The sequence below is a fragment of the Streptomyces sp. ATexAB-D23 genome, from assembly GCF_000373645.1.
In the GTDB taxonomy this organism is placed as follows: domain Bacteria; phylum Actinomycetota; class Actinomycetes; order Streptomycetales; family Streptomycetaceae; genus Streptomyces; species Streptomyces castrisilvae.
Window position 1 is genome coordinate 27,450 of the sequence record NZ_KB892001.1, and the last position, 16,163, is coordinate 43,612.

Annotated in this window: 9 protein-coding genes; 7 read left to right on the forward strand and 2 right to left on the reverse strand. The window is 72.1% G+C overall.

Translation table 11 applies throughout. From position 1 onward, the window contains the following. The first annotated feature begins 40 nt into the window (after positions 1-40). The 6 genes from B082_RS0100105 to B082_RS0100135 all read left to right on the forward strand — a co-directional run bounded on the left by B082_RS0100105 (position 41) and on the right by B082_RS0100135 (position 11,490). On the forward strand, positions 41-2,455 hold the full coding sequence (locus tag B082_RS0100105) for a glycoside hydrolase family 3 N-terminal domain-containing protein (RefSeq protein WP_018549786.1): 2,415 nt from the start codon (positions 41-43) through the stop codon (positions 2,453-2,455). Positions 2,456-2,709: 254 nt separating this feature from the next. Continuing rightward, positions 2,710-5,892: a glycosyl hydrolase 115 family protein gene (locus B082_RS0100115; RefSeq protein ID WP_018549788.1), complete on the forward strand. Its 3,183-nt coding sequence runs from the start codon at positions 2,710-2,712 to the stop codon at positions 5,890-5,892. Positions 5,893-5,963: 71 nt separating this feature from the next. Beyond that, positions 5,964-6,344 carry a hypothetical protein gene (locus tag B082_RS0100120; RefSeq protein ID WP_018549789.1) on the forward strand — a complete coding sequence of 127 codons (381 nt, stop codon included), beginning with the start codon at positions 5,964-5,966 and terminating at the stop codon, positions 6,342-6,344. A gap of 94 nt (positions 6,345-6,438) precedes the next feature. After that, the gene (locus B082_RS0100125; RefSeq protein WP_026249255.1) at positions 6,439-6,711 is read left to right on the forward strand and encodes a DUF1876 domain-containing protein; all 273 of its coding nucleotides are present in this window, start codon (positions 6,439-6,441) and stop codon (positions 6,709-6,711) included. 142 nt (positions 6,712-6,853) lie between these two features. Beyond that, on the forward strand, positions 6,854-7,951 hold the full coding sequence (locus B082_RS0100130) for an NADH:flavin oxidoreductase/NADH oxidase (protein WP_018549791.1): 1,098 nt from the start codon (positions 6,854-6,856) through the stop codon (positions 7,949-7,951). Between the two features lie 242 nt (positions 7,952-8,193). Beyond that, complete coding sequence (locus B082_RS0100135) at positions 8,194-11,490, forward strand: LamG-like jellyroll fold domain-containing protein (protein WP_018549792.1); 3,297 nt, start codon at positions 8,194-8,196, stop codon at positions 11,488-11,490. Between the two features lie 81 nt (positions 11,491-11,571). On the opposite strand, the gene B082_RS0100140 is transcribed toward B082_RS0100135, so the two are convergent. After that, positions 11,572-12,591, reverse strand: coding sequence for a LacI family DNA-binding transcriptional regulator (locus B082_RS0100140; protein WP_018549793.1), 1,020 nt, complete (start codon positions 12,589-12,591; stop codon positions 11,572-11,574). Positions 12,592-12,756: 165 nt separating this feature from the next. Here B082_RS0100140 and B082_RS0100145 point away from each other — a divergent pair, with 165 nt between their 5' ends. Next, positions 12,757-13,596, forward strand: a complete 840-nt coding sequence (locus tag B082_RS0100145; protein WP_018549794.1) for a phytanoyl-CoA dioxygenase family protein — start codon at positions 12,757-12,759, stop codon at positions 13,594-13,596. Between the two features lie 56 nt (positions 13,597-13,652). Here the strand turns inward: B082_RS0100145 and B082_RS0100150 are convergent, their stop codons facing one another. Next, positions 13,653-15,923 carry a glycoside hydrolase family 2 gene (locus tag B082_RS0100150; protein WP_026249256.1) on the reverse strand — a complete coding sequence of 757 codons (2,271 nt, stop codon included), beginning with the start codon at positions 15,921-15,923 and terminating at the stop codon, positions 13,653-13,655. Positions 15,924-16,163 lie beyond the last annotated feature (240 nt).

Sequence of the window (16,163 nt, forward strand, 5' to 3'; positions counted from 1 at the left end):
GCCGCGTACCACCGCACTCTTGAGAGGAATCCCCGCCGCCATGGCAAACCCCCCTGTTCCGCACGCCCGCAGCACCGAAGCGGCCACCACCGTCGACGGTCCGTGGCAGGACCCCGCGCTCGCCCCCGAGGAGCGGGTGGCCGATCTCGTCTCCCGGATGACCCTCCAGGAGAAGACCGCCCAGCTCTACGGAATCTGGGTGGGCGCCGACGCCGACGGGGACGGGGTCGCCCCGCACCAGAACGAGATGGTCGGCGCGATCGACTGGGACGCGCTGATCCCGCGCGGCCTCGGCCAGCTGACCCGCCCCTTCGGCACCGCACCCGTGGACCCCGCCGTGGGCGCGATCTCCCTGGCGCGGGCCCAGCAGGCCATCGTGGGCGCCGGACGGTTCGGCATTCCGGCACTCGCCCACGAGGAGTGCCTCGCCGGATTCACCGCCTGGGGCGCCACCGCCTACCCGGTCCCGCTCTCCTGGGGCGCGGCCTGGAATCCGGAGCTGGTCACCGAGATGGCCCACCGGATCGGCAGCGACATGCGGTCCGTCGGCATCCACCAGGGCCTCGCCCCGGTCCTGGACGTGGTGCGAGACCTGCGCTGGGGCCGCGTCGAGGAGACCATCGGCGAGGACCCCTACCTGGTCGCCACCATCGGCACCGCTTATGTGCGGGGCCTGGAATCCGCCGGCATCGTCGCCACCCTCAAGCACTTCGCCGGGTACGCGGCCTCGGCCGGCGCGCGCAACCTCTCACCGGTCAGGGCCGGAGCCAGGGAACTGGCCGACGTCGTCCTGCCGCCCTTCGAGATGGCGCTGCGCGAAGGCGGGGCCCGCTCCGTCATGCACTCCTACACGGAGATCGACGGAGTGCCGTCGGCGGCCGACCCCGCCCTGCTGACCGGACTCCTCCGCGACACCTGGGGCTTCGACGGCACCGTCGTCGCCGACTACTTCGCCATCGGCTTCCTGGAGACCCTGCACAAGGTCGCCGAGGACCGCGCGGACGCCGCCCGCCTCGCGCTGCGCGCCGGAGTCGACGTGGAGCTGCCCACCGTCCGCAGCTACGGCGACGAACTCGCCGCCGCCGTGCGGGCCGGCACGGTCCCCGAGGAACTCGTCGACCGCGCGCTGCGCCGCGTGCTCCTGCAGAAGTGCGAACTCGGGCTGCTCGACCCCGACTGGGCCCCGCTGCCCGCACTCCTGCGGGACGGCGACCCGGAGCAGGCGCGCGAGACCATCGACCTGGACCCGCCGCGCAACCGGGCCCTGGCCCGCGAACTGGCCGAACAGGCCGTGGTGCTGCTCGCCAACCCCGGGAACGTGCTGCCGCTGGGCGGCAGGGGACGGATCGCCGTGGTCGGGCCGCGCGCCGACGACGCGCTGGCCATGCTCGGCTGCTACTCCTTCCCCAGCCACGTCGGCGTCCTGCACCCCGAGACCGCCATGGGCATCGACATCCCGACCGTCCTCGAATCGCTGCGCGGTGAGTTCCCCGGTGCCGAGATCACCGGAGCGTCCGGCTGCGACGTGGACGGCACGGACACCTCGGGCATCGCCGCCGCGGCGGACCTGGCCGCGGACGCGGACGTCTGCGTCGCCGTGCTGGGGGACCGGGCCGGACTGTTCGGGCGCGGCACATCGGGGGAGGGCTGCGACGCCGACGACCTCGCGCTGCCGGGCGTCCAGGGCGAACTGCTCGACGCGCTGCTGGACAGCGGCACCCCGGTCGTCCTGGTGCTGCTGGCCGGCCGCCCGTACGCGCTCGGCCGCTGGGCGGACCGCACCGCCGCCGTGGTGCAGGCGTTCTTCCCCGGTGAGGAGGGCGGCCCGGCCCTCGCCGGCGTGCTCTCCGGCCGGGTCAGCCCCTCCGGCCGGCTCCCGGTCGGCGTCCCGCGCCACCCGGGCGGCCAGCCCTGGACGTACCTCCAGCCGCCGCTGGGCCTCGCCAACGGGGTCAGCAACCTGGACCCGACGCCGCTGTACCCCTTCGGCCACGGACTGACGTACACCTCCTTCGCCTGGGAGCCCGGCGCCCCGGCCCCCGAGGAGATCCCCACGGACGGCGGCGTGGACCTCGCGCTGACCGTCCGCAACACCGGTGACCGTGCGGGGGTGGAGGTCGTGCAGCTGTACGTGCACGACCCGGTCGCCCAGACCACCCGCCCCGACAGCCGGCTCATCGGCTATGCCCGGGTCCCGCTCGACGCGGGCGAGGAGGCGCGCGTGCGCTTCCGGTTCCACGCCGACCTGGCCTCCTTCACCGGCATCGGCGGCCGGAGGGTGGTCGAACCCGGTGCGCTGGAGCTGCGGCTCGCGGCGTCCAGCGGCGCCGAGGACGTCCGGCACACCGTCCACCTGCGCCTCACCGGCCCCGAGCGCACGCTCGACCACGGGCGCCGGCTGGTGTGCGAGGCCCTGATCGAACCCGTGACGGCCGCCGCCCCCGTACGGGGCTGACCGCCCTTCGCCCCCGGAGCGGGGGCCGCGCGGCTCTCACCGCATCGTGCCGCCGCTCCACGCCGGGCACCTTCCCGCGCCCGTGCCTCCGGCCCTTTCGCCGGATGTGCGGGGAGGTGCCCGAAACTTTCGGGAAAGAGGACGCGGCCGGCCTCTTCGACGAGAACCACCAGGCCAAGCCCCCCTACCGCGCCCTGCGCGACGGCCTGCCGCTCGCCGCGGGCCGGCACTGAGCACCGGACAAGGAGAGCAGGATGGACAACGACACCCCGCGGCCCGCCAGCCGCCGATCGGTCCTCGGACTCGGTCTCGGGCTCACCGCCCTCACCGCGACACCGCTCGGTTCCCTCGTCGGCCTGTCCGCCGAGGCATCGGCCACCGGGCACGGCCCCGCCGCCCGGCCGACCGACCCCGGCGCCTACATCTCGTTCACCGCCGCGCGCGGCAGCTTCCCGCTGGTCAGGAACGGGCGCGCGACGCCCGTCCTGGTCAGCGACCACGACTGGGCGGGCGTCGTCCGGGTCGCCGGCGACCTCCGCGACGACATCCAACGCGTCACCGGTGTCCGCCCCGCCCTCTCGCACGGGGCGGTCCCGAAGGCCCGCGAGATCACGATCATCGGGACCGTGGGCCGCAGCCCCCTGATCGACCGGCTGGCCGCCGACGGCAGACTCGACGTGTCCTCGATCCGGGGCAAGTGGGAGACCAGCCTCCAGACCGTCGTGGAGCGGCCGCTGCCGGGCGTGGACCGCGCGTTCGTGATCGCGGGCAGCGACCAGCGCGGCACCGTCTTCGGCACGTACGACGTCTCACGCGGGATCGGCGTCTCCCCCTGGTACTGGTGGGACGACGTCGTCCCCGTACACCGCGACGAGATCCACGTCCTGCCCGGCCGGCACACCCAGGGCACGCCGGCCGTGAAGTACCGCGGCTTCTTCATCAACGACGAGAACCCCGCCCTCGGCACCTGGGCCCCCGCCCACTTCGGCCCCGGCAAGGCGCCCGGCTTCGAGGGCGGCTTCAACGCCGACTTCTACGCCCGGGTCTTCGAGGTCATGCTCCGGCTGAAGGCCAACTACCTGTGGCCGGCCGTCTGGGGCCGCGCCTTCGCCGAGGACGACCCGCTCAACCACGCCACCGCCAAGGCGTACGGCGTCGTCATGGGCACCTCGCACGAGGCGCCCATGATGCGCGGCATCGAGGAGTGGAACCGGCACGCGGTCGCCGCCGTACGCGACAGCGAAGGCAACATCACCACCCCCGGCCACGACCCGTACGGCGGCACCGGCGAGTGGTCCTTCCGCCGCAACGCCGAAGCGCTCAAGGCGTACTGGGCCGAGGGCATCCGACGGATGAAGGACGAGGACTTCGAGGGCGTCGTCACCCTCGGCATGCGCGGCAACGGCGACGTCAGCCTCCCCGACGGCGACGGCATCGAGCTGATGACCGAGATCATCGCCACCCAGCGCGAGATCCTGGCCGAGGTCTCCGGCCGGGACATCACCACGATCCCGCAGGTCTGGACGCTGTACAAGGAGGTCCAGCACTACTGGGACCGGGGGCTGCGGGTCCCCGACGACATCACGGTGGTCCTCACCGACGACAACTGGGCCAACATCCGCAAGCTCCCCGACCTGGAGAACGGCCCCAGGGAGGGCGGCTACGGCCTGTACTACCACTTCGACTACGTCGGGGCGGGCCGCAACTACAAGTGGGTGGACACCACCTCCCTGCCCAACATGTGGGACCAGCTCCACCAGTGCGCCGCCTACGGCAACCACGGACTGTGGGTGACCAACGCCGGCGACCTCAAGGGCAACGAACTGCCCACGCAGTTCTTCCTGGAGTACGCCTGGAACCCGGAGCGCTGGTCCCTGGACCGGCTGCCGGAGTGGGAGGAGGCCTACGCCCGGCAGAACTTCGGCGAGGAGCAGGCCGCCGAGATCGCCTCCGTGCTGCGCGACTACGCCCGGCTCCAGTCGCGCCGCAAGCCCGAACTGCTCAACCGCCGGATCACCCTCGACCCGGCCAAGGACCCGGCGACCGACGAATCGGCGGTCGTCAACGACGACCAGGCATCCCCCTTCAGCCTCGTCCACTACCGCGAGCTGGAACGCGTCACCGAGGAGTGGCGGCTCCTCGGCGAGCGGGCCGGACGGATCGGGCGCCGCCTGCCGGCCTATGCCCAGGACGCCTGGTACGAACTCGTCGGCTACGAGGTGGAAGCCACCGCCAATCTGTACGCGCTGCGCGAGGCGGAGTTCACCAACCTCCACTACGCCGCCCAGGGCCGGGCCCTCACCAACGACCTGGCAGCCACCGCCGAGGCGCGGCTCGCCGACGACTTCGCCCTGGCCGACCGCTTCAACACCCGTATCGCCGAAGGCAAATGGCGGGGCTTCCAGACCCAGCCGCACATCGACTACGGCGACGTCGAGCGCTACGGCCCCAACGCCCCCTGGCAGCAGCCCGAGATCGACGACGTCGCACTCAAGGACGTGCTCTTCCCGGCGGTCAGGCGCATCGACCTGCCCGCACGGGCCGGGATGGGCGTGGCCGTCGACGGTTCCACGGCCTGGTGGCCGCACGAGCGGACCCGAGCCGTGCTGCCGGTCTTCAGCCCGTATCAGACCCGGCCCGCGCAGTACATCGAGGTGTTCAACCGGGGCCGCGCCCCGTTCGACTACCGGGTGCGGACCGGAGCGCCCTGGCTGAGCGCCGACCGGGTCCGCGGCCGGGTCACCGCCCAGGACCGGATCACCCTGCGCGTCGACTGGGACCGGGCGCCCAAGGGCGTCACCGAGGTACCGGTGACGGTCACCGGACCCGGCGGCGCGGAGGTCGTGGTCACCGCGGTCGTCGACCGTCCGGCCCTCTCCCGCGCCCGCCTCGACGGCTTTGTGGAGGCCGGCGGATACGTCTCCATCGAGGCCGACCACTACAGCCGTGCCGTCGGCGGCCGGGGCATCAGCTGGCAGCGCATCCCCGGCATCGGGCGGACCGGTGCCGGGATGGAGCCCTTCCCGGTCACCGCCGCCCGGCAGACGCCCGGCGGCCGGGGCCCGCGGCTGGAGTACCGGGTCAGCCTCTTCACCACCGGGCCGGTCACCGTCCACGCCCACCTCTCCCCCCGCAACAACCCGCTGCCGACCGACGGCCTGACGTACGCCGTCTCCTTCGACGACGCCACTCCGCAACGGGTGAACGTCACGAAGGCAACGGGTGCCGACGACGGGACCATGAACGCCCAGTGGGCCCGCAACACCTCCGACAACGTCAACATCACCGGCACCGTCCACCGCATCGCGACGCCCGGTGTGCATGTGCTGAAATTCTGGATGGTCGACCCGACGGTGGTGCTCCAGAACCTGGTGGTCGACACCGGCGGCCTCGAACCCAGCTACCTCGGCCCGCCGGAGAGCCTCCGGCTGCGCTGAGCCCGGGGGTCCGGGCCGGTCCCGCCCGGCCGGTGCGTGCCGGGCGGGACGAGGGAAGAGAGAGCGGAACGATGACGAGCGAGAACGCGGACACCGGGATCTGGGAGATCGCCCCCGCCGGGGCGGAGGTCGGGATCACCGTCGCCACGCCGTCCGCAGAGCACTCCTTCCGGTGCACCCCCGCCCGCGCCCGGGAACTGGCCACCGCCCTCCGCCTCGCGGCGGACGAGGCCGAGAGCGGCCCGGCGGACCCCGTCACCGTCAGGGCGGACGAACTGCGCCGGGGCGACGTACGCGACGGCGACCGCGTCATGACGGTGGAGGCCGTCCGGACCGACGGGGGCACCGCCCACGTCACCTGGACCTCGGGCGCCGGGCGCAGCTGGAACCAGATGTACGGCGCGGACGCCCGCATCCCGCTCCGCCGCCGGGGCCGCCTGCCCGGCGCCTGAGCCCGCGCGAAGCCCCGGGAGTCCGCCCCGCCCGGTCGCGCGTCATCACCGCGGCGGGCGCACCCTGGAGAGGAGACCCCCGGAGGTGAGCGCCATGACACGAACCGCTGTCGGATGGCACATCGAGCTGGAATTCGAGGAAGACACCCACCGCACCCGCGCCGCCGCCCTGGTGCGGCTCTCCGACGGTCAGGAGGTACGCGCCCACGGTTACGCGAGCCGCCATCCCTCCGACGCGGAACAGCCCCGGGTGGGGGAGGAGATCGCGGGAGCGCGCGCACTGAACGAACTGGCGATGAAGCTGCTGACCAAGGCCCACGACGAGATCGACGAGGCCTCCGGCCGCACCTCGTACCCGCTGACCTGACGGCGCCGGCCCGACGGCGGGCACCACCCGGCGGGCACTCGCGCACGGCTCCTTGTACGAAGGGCGTCGTAATTTGACGGCCTTCGTAGTACGGGATGTATCGTACTAGCGATCCTTCCGTACCGGCGAAACGGAGTCCGTCGTGAGTGCCCTCTTCGAGCCCTACACCCTCAGGTCGCTTGTCGTGCCCAACCGGGTGTGGATGGCACCGATGTGCCAGTACAGCGCCGAGCCGGTGGGGCCGGGTGCGGGCGTGCCCACGGACTGGCATTTCGCCCACCTCGCGGCCCGCGCCGCGGGCGGCACCGGCCTGATCCTCACGGAGGCGACGGCTGTGAGCCCCGAAGGGCGCATCAGCCCCGCCGACCTCGGCATCTGGAACGACACCCAGGCCGCCGCGTTCCGCCGGATCACCGACTTCGTCAAGGCGCAGGGCTCCGCGGTCGGCATCCAGCTCGCCCACGCCGGCCGCAAGGCGTCCACCGCCGCGCCCTGGACCGGCGGGGGCCCGGTCGGCGCGGACGCCCACGGCTGGACCCCGGTCGCCCCCAGCCCGCTGCCGTTCGACGCCGGCTACCCGGTGCCGCACGAGCTGACCGCCGACGAGATCAGGGGTGTCGTCGACGACTTCCGCGAGGCCGCCCGCCGCGCCGTCGAGGCGGGGTTCCAGGTCGCCGAGGTGCACGGCGCGCACGGCTACCTCATCGGCCAGTTCCTCTCGCCGCACAGCAACCACCGCACCGACGAGTACGGCGGCGGCTACGACAACCGCGTCCGCTTCGCCCTGGAAGTGGTCGACGCGGTGCGCGAGGTGTGGCCCGAGGAGCTGCCCGTCTTCTTCCGCGTCTCCGCCACTGACTGGCTCACGGAGAACCCCGAGGACGAGCGGGAGGGGTGGACGGCGGACGAGACCGTGCGCCTGGCCGAGGAACTCCGGGCCCACGGCGTCGACCTGCTGGACGTCTCCACCGGAGGCAACGCCCCCCGCGCCCGCATCGCGACCGGCCCCGGCTATCAGGTCCCCTTCGCGGAGCGGGTGAAGCGGGAGACCTCGCTGCCCGTCGCGGCCGTCGGCCTCATCACCGACCCGCAGCACGCCGAGAAGATCCTCACCGAGGGCCGCGCGGACGCCGTGCTCCTCGGACGCGAACTGCTGCGCAATCCCTCGTGGGCCCTGGGCGCGGCCCGCGAACTGAGCGGCACGGTGCGCGCCCCCGAGCAGTACGGATACGCGATCTGACCGCATTGCCCCGGCGGTCCCGTCCGCGCCTTCCGCCCCTCTCCGCCCCCTTCGCGCCCATGGTGTGCGAAGGGGGCGGTCTGCGTGGACCTCCCGGCGGGCCGCCCCGGTCATCGATTTCTATCGTTGAAAAATCCCCGTGCACGACTGTTGTTTTGCGTTTGATGCTGTGGCTCAATGTTCGATTGTGTGCTGTGCCTCACAGGTTCGAGGCACTTCAGCTCTCTCGACAGGACGACGCCTTGAGACGACAAACGCCCCGCCCCCGCGCTCTGTTCAGGTCAGCGGCCTGCGCTGCCGCGCTCCTGATCCCCCTCGGTGCCACCCTGGTCCCGGCAGCCGCGGCCGCGCCCGCGGCTGCCGCCGGTACCGCCTCCGCGACCACCTTCAAGGCCGGTGACCCGGCCACCACCGTCCACGGGCTGAAGGGCGAGTACTTCAGCATGTCCGCGCCCGGCGCGCGGGACTTCGACGAGCTCGGCGGCGTCGCCCTCGACCCCCAGATCAACTTCCCCGGTCTCACGGGCACGTTCGAGTCCACCACCGGCCGCACCGAGAACACCACGGCCCGCTGGACCGGCAACATCACCGCACCCGAGGACGGCGACTACACCTTCTCCGCGATCGGCGACAACGGCTTCCGGCTCTTCATCGACGGCGAGGCCGTCATCGACCACTGGGAGCCCGACTGGGACAACGAGCAGACCAGCGAGCCGATATCGCTCAAGGCCGGCGAGCCGCACACGTTCAAGCTGGAGATGTTCCAGGACACCGGCGGCGCCAACATGTTCCTGCGCTGGTCCAGCGCGAAGCTCGCCAAGCAGCTCGTCCCGGAGTCCGCCTTCACCCCGCCCGCCGACTTCGAGGTCTACCCGGTCGGGCTCAGCGTCGCGGACGACGGCCAGAAGCTCCGGCTGGCCTTCGAGGACAAGGTCAGCGACTACGCCGGCCTGAAGGACCACCTGACCATCGAGGCCGACACCACGCCGATGCCGGTCAAGTCCGTCAAGCGGGCCCCCGGCAACGCCAAGCAGCTCGTCGTCACCCTCGCCGCCGCCGTCCAGAAGGACCAGCGGGTCACGGTCGCGTACGACGGCGAAGCCGGTCTCAAGTCGGGCCGCGAGACCGTCCCGGAGATCAACCGCACGGCCACCAACCTCTCCACGCACCGCCTCACCACCACCTGGGGCGACAAGGTCGACCGCAACAACCCGCTGCCCGAATACCCCAGGCCGCAGCAGGTGCGCGACGCGTGGAAGAACCTCAACGGCCCCTGGGAGTTCGCCGGGGCCAAGGCGGGGGAGAAGCCCGTCTTCGGCAAGAAGCTCGGTGAGCGCATCACCGTGCCCTTCCCGGTCGAATCGCAGCTCTCCGGCCTGGAGCGCCACGAGGACCACATGTTCTACCGCAAGCTCGTCACCGTCCCGAAGAACTGGGCCGTCAAGAGTGACAAGCACGGCAAGGGCAAGAGCAACCGGCTGAAGCTCAACTTCGGCGCCGTCGACTACGAGGCGACCGTCTGGGTCAACGGCAAGAAGGTCGCCGAGCACACCGGCGGCTACACCGCCTTCAGCGCCGACATCACCGACGCGGTCAAGGGCAGCGGCCGGCAGGAGATCGTCGTCGCGGTCACCGACACCACCGGGGCCGACCAGCCCACCGGAAAGCAGTCGGCGAACCCCGGCGGAATCTTCTACACCGCCTCCTCCGGCATCTGGCAGACCGTCTGGATGGAGCCCGTCGCCCCGGCAGCCGTCGACTCCCTGACGACCACTCCCGACATCGACAAGGGCCGCCTCGCCCTGACGGTCAACTCCGCGGACGCCTCGAAGTCCGCCCAGGTCACCGCCGTCGCCCGGGACAAGAAGGGCAAGGCCGTCGGCAGGGTCACCGGCCCGGCCAACCGCGAGCTGAGCCTGCCGGTCGCGGGGCAGCACCTGTGGACGCCGGACGACCCCTACCTGTACGACCTGGAGGTCACCCTCAAGGACGGCAGCTCCAAGGACACCGTCGACAGCTACTTCGGCATGCGCTCCTTCGGCGTCGCCGAGGTCGGCGGCTACCGGAAGCTCGTCCTCAACGGGAAGCCGTTCTTCTCCCTCGCCCAGCTCGACCAGGGCTTCTACCCGGACGGCCTGAACACCGCGCCCAGCGACAAGGCCCTCGTCTTCGACCTGAAGGCGCAGAAGGACCTCGGCTTCAACTCCGTCCGCAAGCACATCAAGGTCGAGCCCGCGCGCTGGTACTACCACGCCGACCAGCTCGGTCTGCTGGTGTGGCAGGACTTCGTCTCCGGCAACCTCACCGGCGAGAAGGGCCACAAGGCCTTCCTCGACCAGGGTGCCGAGATGATGACCCAGCTGCACAACTACCCCTCGATCGGTGCCTGGATCGTCTTCAACGAAGGCTGGGGCGAGTGGGACCGCACCGAGACCGGCAGGATCACCGAGCAGGTCCAGGCCGCCGACCCCTCCCGTGTCGTCAACGCCCACAGCGGAGTCAACTGCTGCAACTCCAAGGGTGACTCGGGCAAGGGCGACATCATCGACCACCACGACTACAACAACACCGACCCCGCCTTCCCGGACGCGAACCGCGCCGCGATGGACGGCGAGCACGGTGGCTTCACCCTGCGGATGCCCGGCCACATGTGGCCCGGCGCGCCCACCGCGATCTACAGCGGTGTCGCCGACAAGGCCGCACTGACCGCCAAGTACGTCGAGAACACCCGCGACTACTACCTGGAGGCGGCCGGCGCCGAACTCTCCGGCTCCATCTACACCCAGGTGACCGACCTGGAGAACGAGCTCAACGGTCTCTGGACGTACGACCGCCGCGAGATCAAGGTCGACGCCGCCCAGGTGCGGAAGATCAACCGCCAGGTCATCGCCGCCGGCGCGGCGGCCGGCACGAGGACACCGGTCAAGGGCGGCGCCGCCTGGTCCCTGGACGAGAACAAGGGCACCAAGGCCGCCGACAGCGGCCCGAACCACAAGAACCTCACCCTCTCCGAGGGCACGTCCTGGACGGCCGGCGTGCACGGCTCGGCGCTGAAGTTCGACGGCGAGGGCCAGTACGCCGAGACCGACGGCCCGGTCGTCGACACCACCGGCGACTACACCGTCTCCGCGTGGGTGTCCCTGGACGCGCTCCCGGGCAACTACGCCACCGTCGTCAGCCAGGACGGCCGCCGCCAGGAGAACCCCTTCTACCTCCAGTACGGGCAGGGCGCGTTCGCCTTCTCCACCCCCGGCGCCCACCGGGCCCGGCTGGAGATCACCCCCGAACTCGGCCGGTGGTACCACCTGGCCGGCGTCCGCAGCGGTGACGAGATCAAGCTGTACGTGGACGGCGAGCTCGCCGCCACCGCGCCGGCCGGGTCCGCCGACGTCAGCAGCGGCGCCCTGTCCCTCGGCCGCGCCAAGTGGTCGGGCGGCAACACCGACTTCCTCAACGGCTCCGTGGACCAGGTGCGGGTGTACGACAAGGCGCTCACCGATCAGGAGGTGACCGCTCTGCACGACGGCGAACAGCCGTAGGGCCCCGGCCCCCGGGACCGCTCCCGGCGGAGCGCGGCGACAGCCCGCACCGCCGGGAGCTTCCGCCTGCCCCGACGCGCTCTACCCGGCGGGCGCCGGACCCCCGGAGCTCTCCCGGACCAGCAGCCGGTGCGGGACGACGATCCGGCGCGCGGGCAGCGCGGCCAGCCGGCCGAGGACGCGCTCGCTCAGGCACTGCACCGCCCGCTCCGCGATCTGCGCCCGGTCCGGGGCGATCGTGGTGAGCGAAGGGGTGGCGAACTGCCCGTCCTCGATGTCGTCGAACCCCACCAGCGCCAGCTCATCGGGCACCCGCACCCCCTGCTCGGCGGCCACCCGCAGCGCCCCGAGCGCCAGTTCGTCGCTGAAGCAGAACACCGCGTCCGGGCGCTCGGGCAGGAGCAGCAGTTCGCGCATCGCCCGCGCCCCCTCGCCCCGGTGCAGGTCGGCCACCTCGGCCTCGGCGGCCGGGCTCAGCCCCGCCTCCCGCAGCCCCAGCCGGAAGCCCTCGGCCCGGAGTTCGGCCGTGCCGTGCCCCAGCGCCGACTGGAGCCCGATGGCGGCGATCCTCCGGCGGCCCAGAGCGACGAGGTGACGGGCGGCGTCCCGGGCCGCCGCCACGTTGTCCAGCGCCACGTGGTCGATGGACCCCAGCGGGTCCAGCTCGCCGAGGACGACCAGCGGCAGACCGCCCGCGAGCGAGGCCAGCTCGGCGGGGGGCGTCGACCACGGGCTAACGATCATCCCGTCCACCTGGTGCCCCTCGGAGCCGTCCAGCAGCCGTCGCTCCAGCTCGGCCCGGCCCCCGGTCCGCTCCAGGAGCACCGTCCAGCCGCGCTCCTGGGCCGCGTCGATGAGGAGCCCCGTCAGCGCGCCGAAATAGGGGGAGTGGATCTCCGGGACGACCACGCCGATGAGCCCGGTGCGGCCCTGCCGGAGGTTGCGGGCGGCCAGGTTGGGCCGGTACCCCAGCTCCTCCACGGCGGCCAGCACCCGGGCCCGGGTCGCCGGGGCGACGGCGGCCGCGTTGCTCACGACGTTGGAGACGGTCCTGACGGACACGCCCGCGAGCGCGGCGACGTCCTTGAGTCTCGCTGCCACGGTCGCTGCTCCTGCTCTCGGCCTGCGGGGCGGCGGGCCGCACCCTTTGCGCAGTGACCGTAACAGGTGGCGCCGAACCCGTCCGCGCAGACTCTTGCCACGTTGGTTGCAACGTTGCAATATGGCGTTGCCACACCGTGCCACGCCCGACGGAAGGACCACGCCATGCATGAGGCCGCGACCACCACCGCCCCGTTCCCGCACCCCGAAGAGGCGGTGCGGGACCTGTACACGGCCGGGATCACCGCCTGCCGGGGCGCTTTCAGCCCGCGGTGGGCGGACCGGATGCGCGAGGACATCGAAGCCGCCTTCGCCGAGGCGCGCGGCCGGGAGGGCGGCGCCGTGGGGCGCGGCCCGCACCGCTACTACGTGGAGATCCACCCGGAGCAGCTGCGCGGCTTCGTGGACCTCGTGGACCACCCCTGGGTGCGCGCCGTCAGCGAGGCGGTCCTCGGTCCGGACTACCGCATCGTGGAGCTGGGCTTCGACGTGCCGCTGGCCGGAGCGGTCAACCAGCCCTGGCACCGGGACTTCCCCATGCCCGGGGCCACGCGCGACGAGCGCCGGCTCACCTCGCTCGCCTTCAACCTGACCGCCGTCGACACGCGGGAGGACATGGGCCCGTTCGAGATCGCGCCCGGCACGCAGTGGGACGACGGCGCCCGCTTCGGGCACGCCATGTTCCCGCGCCGCGAGGACTACCCGCGCTACGAGGCCCTGGCCCAGCGCAAGTACCCCCGAAGGGGCGACATCTCGGCCCGCTCGGCCCTGACCGTCCACCGGGGCACGGCCAACCGGTCGGACGACCCCCGCCCGGTCCTGGTGCTGGGCGTCGACGCCCCGGGCGCGGGCAACGACGGCCACCACGACATGGCGGTCACCCGGGAGTTCTGGGCCGCCCTGCCCGAGCGGGTCCGGGCGCACCTGGGCTGCCCGGTGGTCGACCGGCTCACGCCCATCGTCCAGAAGCACACCATCGAGGGACTGGTCATGGGCGACGCATGACGGTGCCGGGGCCCGGCGGCGGACCCGCCCGGCCCCGGCACGCGCCTCGCTTCGGCTCAGGGAGCCCAGGGAGCCTCCACCGCCCATGTCGTGTCCTCGGTGAAGGTGGCCGGGTTGTCCCAGGCGTGCCCGCCGCCGGGGGTGGCCAGCCATACTTCCGACTCGATGTGCCGCAGATAGCTGCCCGGCAGATTCGCGCTGGTCAGCCGCACACCTCCGGTACCGGCGACCGCGCACCAGGTGGCGTCGGCCCGGTAGAGCGCGGATCCGTCGTTCGCCTCGCGGCGGACCCGGAAGTCCCGGTGGCGCAGGTATTCGCCCGGGTAGTTGCGCGACTCGAACGAGTAGCAGTTGCCGTTCGCCAGACCGGGGACGATCTTCCACGTGGCGTCGTTCTTGAGCAGCGCGCCGCTGTCGTCGCCGACGACCTCGGTGAAGGCCAGCGAGTCCTGGTGGCGCAGATACTTGTCGGTGTAGCCGGGGGTGGTGACCCGCAGCGACTTGTACTGCCCGGTGGGCAGGGCCACCGGAGGGGCCGGGTTCCTGGAGGCGTCGATGAGGGCCCGGTTCGCGGCCCGCACCCGGGCCGCGTCCACCTTGACGACCTGGCGGTCGTAGGTGAGCAGCCCGTTCGCCTCGTTCTCCACGTCGGTGATCTCCGTGTAGACGGAGGCGGACAGGCCCGCCGGGAGCTGGCCGACGCGGATCGCGTCGATCAGCCCCACGAACCGGTCGTTGAGCGCGGGGACGCTCGGCTGGTCCTCGTAGCTGAAGCCTCCGCCGGGGAACCACTCGTGGCCGGGGACCTTGTAGCCCAGACCGCCGAATTCGCCGAGGACGGCCGCCCGGGTGGCGGTCGGAGCGGTGTTGCCGGGGCCGACATAGATGTGGTTGTCGATCACGTCGCCGTTGCCGCCGTCGACCGAGCCGCAGCAGTTGACCCCGCTCATGTTGTCGACGAGCCGGGTCGGGTCGTACGCCTTCACCTCGTCGGCGATCCTCGCCTGGTCGTACTGCCCCCAGCCCTCGTTCTGGTCGACCCACATCACCAGGGAGGGCGAGCTGCGGTGCTGGTCGATGACCGCGTGGAACTCGCTCTCCCACTGGGTGCGGGCCGCTCCGTCGGGGCTCTTTCCGGTGTCCATGGCCGGCATGTCCTGCCAGACCAGCAGCCCCAGCTTGTCCGCCCAGTAGAACCAGCGCTGCGGTTCGACCTTGATGTGCTTGCGGACCATGTTGAAGCCGAGGTCCTTGTGCGCCTGGAGGTCCGACTTGAGGGCATCGTCGGTCGGGGCGGTGTAGATGCCGTCCGGCCAGTAGCCCTGGTCCAGGGTGCCCGTCTGGAAGACGAACTCCCCGTTGAGCACCGGGCGCATCACGTTGTCGACCTTCGCGACGGCGATCGAGCGCATACCCGTGTAGCTGCCGACGGAGTCGGTCACGGCGGTCCCGTCGAGCAGGTCCGCCTTCACGTCGTACAGGAACGGGTCGTCCGGACTCCACAGACGCGGGTCCGGCACCGGTACGGCGAGGGCGGAGCCGGCCGGTCCGGTGGCCGTGCCGACCACGGTGCCGCCGCTGGAGACGGTCACCCTGGCCGTACGCCCGGCGGCCGACGCGGCCCGCACCGTCACCCGCAGAGTGCTGTCGTCCAGGTCCGGGGTCATGTCCAGGCGGGTGATGTGGGCCTGGGCGACCGGTTCCAGCCAGACCGTCTGCCAGATGCCGGAGGCCGCGGTGTAGAAGATCCCGCCCCCGTCGTGCGGCTGCACATCGTTGACGCGCTGCTTGCCGACGGCCTGCCCGCCGGTCTGCGTCGGGTCGTAGACGGAGACCACGACCGTGTTCGTGCCGCCGTTCAGCTGCGGGGTGATGTCGTACGCGAACGAGTCGTACCCGCCCTTGTGCGCGCCCACCTGGGTGCCGTTGACCCAGACCGTGGTCTGCCAGTCGGAGGCGCCGAAGTTCAGCTCGACCCGGCGTCCGTCCCAGTCGGAGGGGACGGTGAAGGCGCGCTTGTACCAGAGCTTGTCGTTCTCGGTGATCCTGCGCTGGATGCCCGAGAGCGCGGACTCGGCGACGAACGGCACCCGGATCTGATCGGGGAACGAGTCCGGCTGCCCGGCGTCCCGCCCGGTCACCGCGAAGTCCCAGATGCCGTTGAGGTTGGACCAGTCGGGCCGGGTCAGCTGCGGGCGCGGGTACTCGGGCAGCGGCTTGTCGACCGGCACCTGGCCGGTCCAGGGCGTCGTCATCGGCGGGGTCCTGGGCGACCAGGACGCGGCACCGGCCGGCGCCGCACCGACCCCGACCAGCGCGGAGGACACCAGCGCCAGCAGCCCGGTCGTCGCGATCGTCCGTCTCCACCACGGCCTTCGGCCGGGCTCAGGTAAACGGCTCACAGGTTCGTCTCCTTGATTCGGTTGGGCCCCCGGAGACGGGGGCGGTATGGGGGGTGCGTGGGGCACCGGGAATCAGACGAGCTGCCAGAGGTGGTCGTCGGTGCCGTTGTCGGCGAACTGCACGACGTGGGCGCTGTCGGCGGTGGACATCCCGTCCACGCCGAG

Excerpts from the sequence above, each read along its gene's own strand:
- B082_RS0100105 (WP_018549786.1), top strand. The coding sequence starts at position 41 with ATGGCAAACCCCCCTGTTCCGCACGCCCGCAGCACCGAAGCGGCCACC.
- B082_RS0100115 (WP_018549788.1), top strand. The coding sequence starts at position 2,710 with ATGGACAACGACACCCCGCGGCCCGCCAGCCGCCGATCGGTCCTCGGA.
- B082_RS0100120 (WP_018549789.1), top strand. The coding sequence starts at position 5,964 with ATGACGAGCGAGAACGCGGACACCGGGATCTGGGAGATCGCCCCCGCC.
- B082_RS0100125 (WP_026249255.1), top strand. The coding sequence starts at position 6,439 with ATGACACGAACCGCTGTCGGATGGCACATCGAGCTGGAATTCGAGGAA.
- B082_RS0100145 (WP_018549794.1), top strand. The coding sequence starts at position 12,757 with ATGCATGAGGCCGCGACCACCACCGCCCCGTTCCCGCACCCCGAAGAG.